Origin of the sequence: Singulisphaera sp. GP187 (assembly GCF_900129635.1) — a bacterium.
Lineage (GTDB): Bacteria > Planctomycetota > Planctomycetia > Isosphaerales > Isosphaeraceae > Singulisphaera.
The window spans coordinates 1,079,870-1,092,546 of sequence record NZ_FSRB01000003.1 but is presented as its reverse complement, the minus strand read 5'-3'; the positions used below and the strand labels follow the sequence as shown (position 1 = coordinate 1,092,546).

General features: G+C 62.9%; 11 protein-coding genes. 3 read left to right on the top strand and 8 right to left on the bottom strand.

Annotated elements, in window-relative coordinates:
• Window positions 1–15 precede the first annotated feature (15 nt).
• Window positions 16–1,419 carry an efflux RND transporter periplasmic adaptor subunit gene (locus BUS42_RS40390; RefSeq protein WP_074317369.1) on the bottom strand — a complete coding sequence of 468 codons (1,404 nt, stop codon included), beginning with the start codon at window positions 1,417–1,419 and terminating at the stop codon, window positions 16–18.
• 302 nt (window positions 1,420–1,721) lie between these two features.
• Between BUS42_RS40390 and BUS42_RS40385 the strand changes: the two genes are divergently transcribed.
• The gene (locus BUS42_RS40385) at window positions 1,722–2,846 is read left to right on the top strand and encodes an alpha/beta hydrolase (RefSeq protein ID WP_074317367.1); all 1,125 of its coding nucleotides are present in this window, start codon (window positions 1,722–1,724) and stop codon (window positions 2,844–2,846) included.
• Between the two features lie 167 nt (window positions 2,847–3,013).
• Window positions 3,014–3,988, top strand: coding sequence for an NAD-dependent epimerase/dehydratase family protein (locus BUS42_RS40380; RefSeq protein WP_254054110.1), 975 nt, complete (start codon window positions 3,014–3,016; stop codon window positions 3,986–3,988).
• 111 nt (window positions 3,989–4,099) lie between these two features.
• Here the strand turns inward: BUS42_RS40380 and BUS42_RS40375 are convergent, their stop codons facing one another.
• The 5 genes from BUS42_RS40375 to BUS42_RS40360 all read right to left on the bottom strand — a co-directional run bounded on the left by BUS42_RS40375 (window position 4,100) and on the right by BUS42_RS40360 (window position 8,008).
• On the bottom strand, window positions 4,100–5,227 hold the full coding sequence (locus tag BUS42_RS40375) for a peptidylprolyl isomerase (protein ID WP_074317363.1): 1,128 nt from the start codon (window positions 5,225–5,227) through the stop codon (window positions 4,100–4,102).
• 161 nt (window positions 5,228–5,388) lie between these two features.
• Window positions 5,389–6,117: a metal-dependent hydrolase gene (locus tag BUS42_RS40370; protein WP_074317362.1), complete on the bottom strand. Its 729-nt coding sequence runs from the start codon at window positions 6,115–6,117 to the stop codon at window positions 5,389–5,391.
• Window positions 6,118–6,190: 73 nt separating this feature from the next.
• Complete coding sequence (locus tag BUS42_RS45855) at window positions 6,191–6,628, bottom strand: hypothetical protein (RefSeq protein ID WP_254054109.1); 438 nt, start codon at window positions 6,626–6,628, stop codon at window positions 6,191–6,193.
• Window positions 6,629–6,645: 17 nt separating this feature from the next.
• Window positions 6,646–7,350 carry a hypothetical protein gene (locus BUS42_RS45850; protein WP_254054108.1) on the bottom strand — a complete coding sequence of 235 codons (705 nt, stop codon included), beginning with the start codon at window positions 7,348–7,350 and terminating at the stop codon, window positions 6,646–6,648.
• A 160-nt stretch (window positions 7,351–7,510) separates the two neighbouring features.
• Window positions 7,511–8,008 carry a YajQ family cyclic di-GMP-binding protein gene (locus BUS42_RS40360; protein ID WP_074317601.1) on the bottom strand — a complete coding sequence of 166 codons (498 nt, stop codon included), beginning with the start codon at window positions 8,006–8,008 and terminating at the stop codon, window positions 7,511–7,513.
• 231 nt (window positions 8,009–8,239) lie between these two features.
• On the opposite strand from BUS42_RS40360, the gene BUS42_RS40355 reads away from it, so the two are divergent.
• Window positions 8,240–8,650 carry a YidH family protein gene (locus BUS42_RS40355; protein WP_074317359.1) on the top strand — a complete coding sequence of 137 codons (411 nt, stop codon included), beginning with the start codon at window positions 8,240–8,242 and terminating at the stop codon, window positions 8,648–8,650.
• A gap of 717 nt (window positions 8,651–9,367) precedes the next feature.
• On the opposite strand, the gene BUS42_RS40350 is transcribed toward BUS42_RS40355, so the two are convergent.
• Both BUS42_RS40350 and BUS42_RS40345 read right to left on the bottom strand, forming a co-directional pair.
• The gene (locus BUS42_RS40350) at window positions 9,368–11,029 is read right to left on the bottom strand and encodes a sigma-70 family RNA polymerase sigma factor (RefSeq protein WP_074317357.1); all 1,662 of its coding nucleotides are present in this window, start codon (window positions 11,027–11,029) and stop codon (window positions 9,368–9,370) included.
• A gap of 226 nt (window positions 11,030–11,255) precedes the next feature.
• Window positions 11,256–12,599, bottom strand: a complete 1,344-nt coding sequence (locus BUS42_RS40345; protein WP_074317354.1) for a fatty acid desaturase family protein — start codon at window positions 12,597–12,599, stop codon at window positions 11,256–11,258.
• Between the last annotated feature and the right edge of the window lie 78 nt (window positions 12,600–12,677).

The following is a 12,677-nucleotide window of genomic DNA, read 5'->3' as shown; positions in this document are numbered from 1 at the left end:
GGCGCTCGATCGGGCTCAGGGAGATGAGGTCTTGGCCGGCGGAGTGGCTGCCTTGGCGGCGGCCGGCTTGGCCTCGCCGGCAGGAGAGACCGATTTCGTGTCGCCTACGCTTGAGGCCGAGGTCGAGGTCGAGTTGGCGATGCGTTTGGGGGAGACCTTCGAGCCGGGCCGGGCTCGTTGGAGGCCGTTGATCACGATCAGGTCGTCCGGCTTGAGGTTCTCCTCGATCACGCGCTGACCGTCGATCTCGGCCCCGAGCGTCACGGCCCTGCGTTCGACGAGGTTCTGCTTGTCCACCACCAGGAGGAACGGGCCGACCTGGTCGGCCCCCAGGGCACGCTCCGGCACCAGCAAGGCGTTGGGACGTGCCTCGAGCGCGATCCGAACCCGAACGAACAGCCCCGAGACGATTTCGTCGTTGGGGTTGGGGAAGATTCCCCGCGCGATCAGGGTGCCGGTGGCGGGGTCGACCCCGGGATCGGCGTAGTCGAGCCGCCCTTCATGGGGGAACCCCTTCTCATTGGCCAGGCCAAGGTCGAGCCGCACTGTTTCCTTCTTGTAGTCGACCCGATGGCCCTGGCGGACCTGGGACCGGAAGGCGAGCACGTCGGACTCGCTAATGCTCATGTAGGCGTAGATTGGGTCCTCTTTGAGGATCGTCGCCAGGAGTGTGGCCTCGCCATCGCCGACGAGGTTGCCGACATCGACCAGGCTCCGGCTGATTCGGCCGCGGATCGGGGCCTTGATCCGGCAATAGCTGAGGTTGATCTCGGCGTTGCGGAAGTCGGCATTGGCCGCCTCGAGCTTGGCCCTGGCCGCGAGGATCTGGGTATCGTAGTCGGCCCGGGACTGGTCGAGCTTGGCCTTGTCGGCCTCGACCTGGGCGGCGTTCTTCTTGAGTTCGGCCTGGGTCCGGTCGAGGTCTTCGCGCGAGGCGGCGTTACGCGTGTACAGGTTGCGCTGACGCGTCTCCTCGACCCGGGCGAGCATCAGGAGCGCATCGTCCAGGGCAAGCTGTGCCGCGGCGACTTCGCGGCTCTTGGATTGCTCGGCTGTGAGCAGCGCCGCCTTGGTTTCATCCACCTTGGCCTTGGCCACGTCGAGCTGAACCTGGAACGGTTCCTCATCGATGACCAGGAGGAGGTCGCCTTCCTTGACGTCGCCCCCAGGCTGGAAATTCCGCTCTTTGAGGAATCCACGGACCCGCGCGCGGAGGTCGACCGTCTCGACCGCCTTGGTCGTGCCCGTGTATTGGACGTAGTTGGTCACCGACTTCTGGGTGGGGTGGCTCACCGTGACTTCGGGCGGTGGCGGCGGGACATAGGCATTGCCTTGCTCACAACCCGCGACCAGGGCAAGGACGACAACAGACGTGATCGAGCAGGCCAGAGCGGCCAGTCGACGAGATTGGATGTTCAACGGTTACGATCCTCACCCCTTTAGGACGCAGCGGCCTCGAGCGGCGGAGGTCTGCTCAAGAGCGTAGCTTGAGGGTGATGCGTGAGCAACCGGATACCGTGTCAATCGATTCTGATTCCGCGAACCGATTTTTCGTCGTCGAAGGGTGTGCCGACCATTCCCGAATCTAGGTTCCTCGGGGCGATCGAAGGGTGCCGGGGAGCACGGTCGGCGGGCGTTGTGGTGGATTCCTCGCGTCGGGGGTCGAACCCTGCCGATATTGCTTGAGATTGGCTTCGAAGCACAGAGGGAAGGGATTGCCCGTGCAAGCGACTCACAATGCGGCCGGCCCAGCAGCACGCTTCCGTTGGCCGACGGCGGTCGGCTGGCTCGGTGCATTCCTGGTTGTCATGGGTACGACTCAGCCTGTAGAGGCCCAGGTCAAGTCGTTGGCGACCCTCCGAGGAATCAATCGCCAGTTAGCCGGCCAGGTGGTCGACTACACCCACAACCATGGCCAGGATCGCCGGATCTTTTCCCCGATCCTGGGGATGCCCCGCGATCTTTACCTCTATCTGCCGCCCGGCTATTCGCCGGATAAGGCCTATCCGCTCATTATCTACCTCCACCTGGCCAATATCGACGAGCATATCTTTATTGGGTCGAACTACATCGTGCAGCTCGACCAGATGATTCAGCGCGGGGAGTTCCCGCCGGTCGTGGTCGCCTGCCCTGATGGCGTGATCGGCGGTGAGGATCGGGTCTTTGATGCGCACTCGTTTTACGTCAACGGCTGCCACGGCCGGTTCCAGGATCATCTCGTCCAGGAAGTCCTGCCGTTTCTGTTGCGCTGTTACTCGATCCGGCCGGAGAGCGGGGCGCATGCCCTTTTTGGAATTTCGGCGGGCGGGTTCGGGGCGCTGAACCTGGCGATCAAGGATCGAGCCTTCTTCGGGGCGGTAGTGACGATGGCGGGGCCAGCCAACATGCGCTACACCACCTGCAACGACGATTGCCTCGCCCCGTTCGACCCGGCGACCTATCGCTGGAACGACCACTATGACCCGAAGCTGGTCATTGGCCGGTTCTACCTCGACCTCAGGCCGGTGTATGCGGAGAAGTATGTCACCCCCGTCTTCGGCACCGGGCCGGATGTCCATGAGAGAATCCGTCGCGAGAATCCGGCCGACCTGATCTTCACGACCGACCTCCAGCCGGGGCAACTCGACATCTACCTGCACTACCCCGGCGATGACAACTATAACTTCGACGCCCAGGCCCGGTCGTTCGCCTGGTTGGCCGCCCAGAAGGGGGTCGAGGTCACGCTCGAGTGTGCTCCCAATGGCCATCACAATTTGCCCTACTTCCGCGCCAATCACGCCGCCGCCTATCGCTGGTTGAGCCACCACCTGCTCCCCCCCGCCCCGCTTGTTCCCGCCGCGAATTGATGGTTCGTCTTCCCCCCCCCCTTTTTTCACTCCCTTGATACGCATTGTGCCGAAATTGCGGCGGCGACCTGGTTGTCGCCAAGGCAACCTTCGCGTTTTCGAAGATCCGTTCTGGTATCCTGACCACCCGGAATTCGTGAGCCGACATCGATTTCGGAGGGTGCCGCGTGCGAGTGCTGATGACAGGCGGCTACGGCTGCATCGGGTCCTGGGTGGCCAAGCAACTGGTCGATCAGGGACAGGAAATCTGGATCTTCGACCTCAAAGAGGACACGCATCGGCTCGACCTGCTCCTCGAACCCGAGCAGAAGGAACGGGTTCACTTCCTACCCGGGGACGTGTCCGACCTGCCCGCGGTCCTCAAGACGATCGAGCAAGTCGGGGCGACCCACCTGCTCCATCTGGCGGGCCTGCAAGCCCCCACTTGTCGGGCGAACCCGATCCTCGGGGCGAAGGTCAACGTGCTCGGGACGCTCGCGATCTTCGAGGCCGCTGTGGCCCTGAAGGGACAGGTCGAACGCGTCGTCTATGCGAGTTCGGCTGCCGTGCACGGGCCCGCCGATCCCCACGCGACCGGGCCGCTCGGTGATGAGGTTCGGCTCGCCCCGTCGACGCACTATGGCGCCTACAAGGTGTGCAACGAACTCAACGCCCGGGTCTACTGGCTCGATCAGAAGATCTCGAGCGTCGGACTCAGGCCGTGGACCGTCTACGGTGTGGGCCGCGACTTCGGGATGACGAGCGAGCCGACCAAGGCGATCAAGTCGGTCGTGATCGGCAAACCGTTCAAGATCAGCTACGGCGGCCTCCAAGACTTTCAGTACGTGGGCGATGTCGCGGCGACCTTCCTTCGCGCGCTGTCGGCCCCATTCGAAGGAGCCGACGCGTTCAACGTCCGAGGCGCAGTCGTGCCGATGGAGACCTTCCTGACCACCCTGGCGGAGGTGGCCCCCGAGGCCGCCGACCTGGTCACGCACGGTGACCTCCGGCTTCCGATCGCCCCCGACCTGGACGACTCCCGACTCGACGCCCGGCTCGGCCCCCTCCCCCGGACCTCGCTCCGCGACGGCATCGCCGAGACCTACCGGCGGTTCGCGACCCTCAAGGCTCAAGGACGGCTCGACCTCTCCGACTTGGCGTAGCGCACCCACCGGTTCGGACGGGCGAGCGCATCCCCAAAAAAAAGAAGGGGGCCATGATGGCCCCCTTCTTTGGGTTGGCTTGCAACGAATTCCGGCGGACTCGCGTTCCGGTCACTTCGCGGGTTTGGGCGTACCAGGGGCCGCGTTCTTGGTCGCACCGGCGGGGACGGGGGCGGTGGTGGGGGCCGGAGCCTTGACGAAGAGGTCGGTCGGCATCGGCTTGATTTCGATCTTGGCCGACTTGCGTTGAGACATCAGGAGATCCTTCTGGAGCTCGGCGGCGTAGGCGTTCAAGATCAACGGCTTGTTCTGCTCGTAGTCGACCTTGGGCTTTTCCTGACGGTCGGTGATCAGGATCAGGTGGAAGCCGTACGGCGTTTCGACCGGGTCGGAGATGACGCCCGGCTTGAGGGCGAACGCCGCCTGGCCGAACTCCTCGACGATGCCGCTGTTGAGTCCGAAGAATCCGATGTCGCCGCCGCCGTTCTCGGAGTTCGCGGGGTCTTCCGAATTCTTGTTCGCGGCCTCGGCGAACGTGATCTTCTTGGCCTCGATGTCCTTCTTGAGGCTGATCAGCTTCTGCTTGATCGCTTCTTTCTCGGCGGGCGTGGTCGTGGGCTCCACCCGTTTGAGGATGTGGCTCGCCCGGATCTGAGATCCGCTGAGCAGGTCCTTATGACTCTCGGCGTATTTCTTCAGCTCGGCGTCCGTCCCCCGAAGCTTGACGTAGTCGATCCAGCGGATCCGGTTCGCGTACTCCTCGCGAACCTCGTTCATCGACTTGTTGCTTTCCACCAGGGCCTGGGCCAGGCTGCTGCCGTCCGCCTTGAGCTGTTTCTCGAGCTGATTGACCGCCTCGGTCACGCGATCGTCGCTGACTTTGATGTTCTGGCGGGTGAGGAATTGACTGACCAGCTTCATGTTGACCAGCGTTTCGATCGCGTCGTTGTAGATCTGCTCTTCGTTCTCGGGGGGAATCTCATAACGACTGAGGAAGTCGAGCAGGTCGCCCCGGGTGATCTTCTCGCCGTTCACCGTCGCGAGCACCTCGGTCAGCTTTGCTGACGAGATCCGCATGGCTGGGGCCGGGGCTGGGGCTGGAGCGGGAGCCGCCGCATTCGCCGCGGGAGTCGTTCCCTTCGTCGCGGGTGCCTGGGCCTGTGCGTGGGTGGTGAGGGGCATTGCGAGCACCCCCAGCGCGGTCGTGGCGAACCAAACGGGTCGGACAATCGCTCGCATCGAACTCGTCTCCCTACAGTTTCGAAAACGCCCTACTCACGAAGCTCAGACAGGCCGTCGAGCCGTAAACTTGAGCGATTATACGGATTTCGCGAAAATATTGCCGCGCGAATCGCGCGAGAAAATATTCGGAGTCGCCCCTCGCACTTCGACTGCGAGTCTCAGCGCTCGAGCTCCCAGTTCGGAATGAGGATCCGAAGGTTCTCAGGGAGCGTAATCGGGATCTTCGGAGGGATGGGTGGGGTGAGAATCAGCGGGCCTTCCGGCCAACCCTGGATGATTCGCCAGGTCAGATAACTCAATAAGGCATACATCCCGAGCGTCGACCACGGTGAGGGGGCCCAGAACTTCATGGCGGTTCCGAACGCCTTATTGACCCGCGCTCCCTTGAGGTCGACGCTGCAGATCTCGTCGAGCAGCAGGTGCGAGAAATAGCCGGTCATCACCGCCACGGCCATAACGATCCGGAGAACTTGATTGTCGGTCGGGTAGTAGAGATAGGCGACTGCCCCCCAGACCGCGCACGTGGGAATGCTGTGGCACATCCCCCGGTGGACCGTCAGGCGGCCCACGATCCGTCGCAAGCCGTGGCGCACCAAAGCGAAGGCGGCGATGACCGCCCAGAGGTGGAACTCGAAGGCGGGTTCGGGGCTGAAATTCCCCATCTTCTGCCAGACAATCAGGGCGACCAGGACTCCGAGGATTCCGGTGAATCCCTTCATCCCGAACCCGGTCTGGGAGTCGAGGTCGGGCAGGAGGCCGCTGAGGGTCGCCAGAAGCGCCGCGACGGAGCCGTAGAGCCAGTGGACGCCGGCGAACACGAAGGTCGCCCACGCATAGAGGCACCCGAGCGCCGCCGCGAAGCTAATATGCTGTCGGTAGTTGCCCAACGGGGTCGAGCGTGAGCTCCACGCCTCCTTGCAAAGGCGTGTCCCCCCTCAACCACACATATGGGGCGGGGTGTCACGCCGCGTTGAGCCAGAGACGAATGCGGCCGATTTCGCCGCTCCACTCCGGCCCGGTCCGGCACCGACCGTAGGCATCGTACAGCAGGTCGAGTGTCTCGACCAGATGTCTCAGCCCTTCAATCCGCGCGGGCTTGGCATCCTCTCGCGAGATCCCCTCGGGCTTGGGCAGGTTGGCCCCCGACACGGCGAGGGTTTCGGCTTGCAGGGTCAGCTCGTATTGGAGCCCGTCACGCACCAGGATCAGGCCGGCCTTGCGCGGCAACTTGCCCGCCTGGATCGCCCGGAACGCCTCGGGGAGCTTGGTCGGCCCTTCGGTGGTCAGGGCGTCGCGGCCGTGCTCGCCGAGCGGACAGTCCAAGGTCAGCGTTTTGGCCATCATCACGGTCACTTCCGAGTCGTCCCGGAGCTTGATCGTGTCGCCGTCGATCTGCAAGGTGTGCCAGAGCCAGATCAGGAACTCGTTGCCCCAGAAGTCGCGGCTCGAGGCGTCCGAATCCGCCCAGGCGACGGTGGAGTAACCCCCCCCTCGCCCACGAAGCCGACCGGCCCGAAATCCTCGACCGAGCGCTCGAGGCCGTGGACCTCGGCCTGCGAGTACGCCAGGCTCCCCGCGGTGATCGGCTCGAGCGTGCGGTCGAACGTTTCGCGAAACAGGGTTTTCAGCCGTTCGATCGCGGTCAGGCTGGTCATCCCGGCGTAGAGCACGTTGGACTGAGCGTCCCAGAGCACCGGATAGTGCGACATCCGGCGGAACCGGCCGTCGGACGCCTCAGACTCGGCGCGGGCGATGGCGGCCTCTTTGGCCTCCTGACGCTGAGCTTTGGTCGGGTAGCCGCTCGGGTTAAGTTGGGCCCGGGCATCGGTTTCGATCTTGGTGTAGGCCTTGAGCAGCGTGCCGGGAATCTTATTGGTGTCGATTCGAATCGAGAGGTGAAGCGCGTCGTTGAGGATGTTCTTGACCGGGTCGAACGTCAGGTCGAGCACATGGTCCCCCCCGGCCCAGCCGATCGTGATGCCGTCGGTGGGGTCGGGCCCGCCGTGCCGGCCGAGGGCGTGCAATTGAATTTGCTCGAGGGTTTCGTCCCCGAAAGGCAAGGGGCTTGAGCCGCTGACCCGAAATCGCACGTAGGTGATGCGCCCGTTCAAGAACCCCATCGCGAAGATCCTCCTTGTACTGCGCCGCGGCGAACTCAACGCAACGGCCAACCGCCCGGCCATCCGGGACCCTCATTACATCGGCCGGTTCCGCCGGGGTACTCGATAGGAAGCTTGCTCCTTGGGCGAGACGGGCTGCGGGCCGTGCCTAGAACGCCACTCACGTAAAATTGATGTACTGGAGAGGATATTCCGGTCCGTTCTCCTTCAGGTAGGCGATCACCGATTGGAGCTCGTCGATTTTTTTGCCCGTGACCCGGACCTTGCTGTCCATGATCTGGGCTTGCACCTTGATGCCGATTTGCTTGATCTGCTTGACGAGCTTCTTGGCGTCGTCGGTCTCGATGCCGGTATGAAGCGTGAGGATCTCGCGGACCGAGTCGTGGGTCGCCTCCTCGAGCTTGCCGCGCTTCAAGGCATTGACCGCCACCCCGCGCTTGGCCATCTTCTCCTTGAGCACCTGGATCACGGTGTCAAGCTGCCCTTTGTGGTCGGCCAGCAGGGTCAGATTGTTGTCCTTCTTGTTGTACTCGATCGAGGCCCGCGTCCCCTTGAAGTCATAGCGAACTGCGATCTCGTGCTGCGCCTGCACGACCGCGTTGTGCATCTCGGCGCTGTTGATCTCGCTGACAATATCGAATGCATGGTTGTCGGCCACGGCTTTCAACGCTCCGGTCGGGGAATGGTCGAATCGGCGAGGGCAGACCTCGGCTCATTCGGCCTCGTCCTGTAAGTTCAGGTTAGGCCTCTATTATAATCAAAATCAGACCGCCGCGAGCGCTGGGAAATCGGCCCGAAAGCGACCTTTTCCCCTGGCGGTACGGCGTCTGCCCGGTTCGACTCCGGCCACTCCTGAGGGGAATGAGCCCGGAAATCATTGAGGACCAAGATGCCGCAGCGCGATCCTGAACCATTCCGTCCCGCCGACGCCTCGAGCCGGACGAGGGATCACCTGGCCAACGAGCGAACCTTTTTGGCCTGGATCCGCACCTCGCTGGGGTTGATCGGCCTCGGGTTCGTGATCGCCCGGATGGGCTTGCTCTTGCGGCAATTGGCCTTGGTCAGCGGCAGTCCCCCGGCTCATGTTCCTCAAGGCAGCCATGAGTTTATGATCACGGGGATCGTCTTCCTGGTGCTCGGGTCCTTGCTCTGCGCCTGGTCGGGCCGGCTCTATTTTCGAACCCGACAGGCGATCGACGCGGGCCGCTATGAACCCGACTCCCTGACCGTGACGGTCTTGACGACCGTCATTGTCCTGGGTGGGATCCTCCTGGTGGGGCTGGTCCTCTGGTCGACATAGGCGGCGACCGTTGTGCCTATCGAGAGGCTAACGTGTCCGTTCCCCCTTCCATGCTTGACCGTGGCTCGATCATTCCACCATTCTCGGAGAACGATCGAGGTTTTCTGAGTCTGTCGCAAGTAAACCGGGCTGTCTGTCCCGGAGGCCGAAATTCGCGGGAGAAACTCGTTCCCACGCTCGGCGCTATGCATTACCCACAAGTCGGGGGCATGTCCGGCTCTGGTCGGAGGTCATCGACGCAAGTGCTTGGAAAATCAGTAATTGCGATGCGAGGCCGTTTTCAGGATCCTTGCGAGTAAGTCACAACATGTAAACGTGTTAGGACTTGTTTGTAATGCAAGGCGCTCGGCGTGGGAATGCCGTTCTGGCCGCTCTGTGGCCCCACCCGCCGGGGAAGACGACGCGGAGCGTCGCGTACGGCATTCCTACGTAGAGCCTATGCATTACCCACTTGTCCCGTTCTGGCCCGGTTCCTGGCGAGGGCGATCGACGTAAACGGTTGGAATCACTCATGTTGCGGCTTCGTTCGGTGCCCGCCGACCCTTCTTCCAACCGCCCGAACGCCAGAGACTTACGACTTGTGGGTAATGCATGATGGCGTAGAGCGTGGGAACGAGATCCCGGTATCCTTGCTACAGACTCGGTTTTCTTGTTGTTACGAAAAGTGTTCGCGTGTTTGCAATTAGTGAATCGATAAATGTAAATGTGTTTTTCTGGTCATTTCCCGGCCCGCGGTGCCAGGTCACGGACGATCCCCCAGAATGGAGTGCCGCGGTCGGTATTGGACAGGATGAGGCCGTTCTTGTTCAGATTTGTACCTTTTTCGCTGAAAACGCTGGCGACGGCCGATGACGGTGGCCGCAGGGTGGCGAAGGACTGGCCCGATGCGACGTCCCAGAGTTCGACGGATGGATCGGTGCCGAAATCGAACGTCACGACGGATTTACCGTCATCGGACAGGCCGGTCGCGACGCCTTGCCCCTTGGTCCCTTTGAGCTGGAGTGTGGCGATGGCCTTGAGGCTGACCGCGTCCCAGACCGTCACGGTCTTTCGCTCGGTCTCGAGCGTGACGAATCGCTTCGACTTGGGAGCGAAGGCGAGCCACAGCGGCTGGAATCCCTGCCCGTCCAGCTCGGCTCGAAGCTCGCCCGTGAGGGCGTTCCAGACCTTGATCGATCGGTCTGAAGTTGTGATCAAGAGGTTCGACTCAGCGAAAAATGTCAGCTCTCGGATTGGGCCCTCGTGACTCAAGGCCGGTGCGATCGGGTCCTTCTGTTCGAGGCTCCAGAGTTTTGCCGTTCCGTCCTTGTAGAGGATGGCTTGCCGGCTTTGGAACCGGTATCCGTCCTCATCGTGGATCACCGGACGCATGTTGCCGAATTCCGCATACTGCATGTCGACGAACCGGTCCTTGTCATTCATGAACGGGAACCGGTCCGCCGGCGAGCGCACCCGCTTCACCTTGGCCGGAGCCTTGACCTCGATGGGCTGGCCCCGAGTCCCGCTGTCGGGCTGAAGCACCCAACTCGTCACAAAGACGATCCCGACAGCAGCCGTGGCGGTCCCCACCGATATGAGATTGGTCATGTGCAAACCCTTTAAAATCTCCTCGGCCAACTTGGCGGAAGCGGCCGAGGAGACGCCAGCCTCCGTTTGGCGCGCCGCGACGCCCAGCCCAAGACGGACTGTGGATTCCATCAGCGTGGCGGACACGCCTCCCCCTCGCGACTCGCTTGAGGATAGGGTGACCACGGTTCCGACTGCCGGGGCGAGTCCACGGCGGATCAATCGGCCCCGCAACCGTTCGCGACCGCGGGCCAGGCGGCTGCCGATCGTCCCGATCGGGCAGCCCAGGTGGCGGGCTGCCTCCTCGCAGGTCTGGCCTTGCAGGTCGCAGAGGATGATCGGCACGCGGAACCGGTCGGGCAAGCCGTCGACCTCCTCTTGCACGGCGGCCGCCAGCTTGCTCCGGTCGTCATCCCCGGTGTGGCCGACGGTCATTGCCGCGAGCTTGCGCTCGAGCGCCCACCGGCGATCGGCCTGGGCCCTGGCTCGGCCCGCCGCTCGACAGGCGACGCGATGGAGCCAAGGCCCGAGCGAGTCGCGGACCCAGAGCGAGCGGCCTTTGCGGACCAGGACGAGGAAGGTCGCCTGGAACGCGTCCATCGCCTCGTGCTCGTCGCGAACGATCGTGCGACAGACGCGCTGCACCATCGGACCATGCCGCTCGACCAGGGCCGAGAACGCCAGTTCGGCCGCATCGCCCCGGCCGGTCGCAAACCGCTCCAGGAGTTGCCCGTCGGTCAGGCCGGCGAGGCTCCCGACTTGAAACAGGATCGTGAGATCGTGCCGTGATGCCCCGCCGATTTCTTGCGCCACGAGCCGCTCCCCCTGGGCGTTCGGTTGTCTTCTGCCTTGATAAAGCAGACCAGGGGGCGATTTTATCCAGAATTCTTTCGAATTCGGGTTCTCACCCGACTTGGGGATGACCCCACGGACTCCGTGCGGTCAGGGAATGTGCCCCCTCTTCGACGATCCCATCGAGGCGATGACCGTCGAATTGATGTGTGTTGAATGGGTTGCAGCCTTGCCGGCGGCTCTTGGATCAGCCCCGCCTTTGGCTTGTGTTCACCGGCCGTGGCTCGGCCAGCAGGTCGAGGATGGTGGGCCGCCCGTTGTGATTGGCGAACGTCCCGTGGCACTCCACCACTCGGGTCGCGTATTCGGCGTGTTGCTCTTTCAAGAGCTTGTGGAGCAGGGAGAGCCGGTAGTGGGGGATCCCGGGAAACAGGTGGTGGGGGACATGCATATCCTGCCCGTAGACGAAGATTGCCCAGCGGGTGAACGGATCGACGAGGAACACCCGCGTGTTGGTCAGGCGGCCATCGTCGGCGTTTGTGTGCTGGTAGACGTCACGGAGGAGCATAAAGTAAAGGAACGAAGTACACAGAGGGAGGACCCAGAGCAGGTAGAAATAGACCGAGGCCCTTCCGGCGGTCGCGATCCCGAGCGATCTCAGGGCCACGAGGAACCACGAGTAGTAACTGAGCCGCAGCAGGCTCACGAACCGGGCGGAGAGGGGCGGGCGCAACGGCGACCGGAAGTACGCCTGCTCCGGTAGCGCGAACCCGACTCCGATCACGAGAAGCGTGCCGACCAACCCTTGAATCACGAGCCAGTCCGGCCGCCCCAGCGCGGTGATCACCCAGAGCCCCGCGATATACGCAACGAGGTAGACTCCCGCGAGCGCGGTGCCGAGCCGTGGCCATTGACGGCTCGATGCGCCGCGCTCCGGCAATCGCCGCAAATAAACGTTCTCCGATCTTCCGAGCACATTGATGTCGACATAATCGCGCTGGTATCTCAGAAATGCTCGCGGTTCAGTGAACGGTCGTAGATGAAATGCATTGATGAACGACTTTCGCGACATCGGGAACCGGTCCAGCATCTTACTTCCGCCCAAGCTCACGAGGTCCGGGTCGCGTTCCGGGTCATTCGTGTATTGGTGGTGCGCCAGATGGAACAGGCGGTAGAAATGCAGCGTCGCAAGGATCGGGAACATGCAGAAGAGGTCGCCGATCAAGTCGTTCAAGAACTTATTCTTGAGGAGAGTGTAATGGGATGCCTCGTGTCCCAACCCGGCCAGGCGGTGCTGCAATGCACCGATCAACACCGCGGCCAGGCTCACGACCGGAATATCCCACGCCCAGGCCAACCCCCAGGCCCTTCGGTACTCGCAGAATCCAATGGCCCCGCCGATCACGGCTACAAGGCAAAGATACTCTTTCGCGAGGCACGCCAGGTTGGTCACGTTGTCGACGGCCCGCAGCCGCATGATCTGCTCGAGCAGCGCGGGCTCGTTGAAGGCAGGACCCGATGAGGGCTGCTCGATCCCAGGCTTGCCATGGATCGGCTCGTCAGTTGCCCGATTGAGAGGCTCGGAGTTCACTGATCCACCCTCGCCTTCTGCTCTCGGTCGGTCTGCGCTCGGCTCGTCGTCCTTTACCTTGCATTGACAGTTTAACCG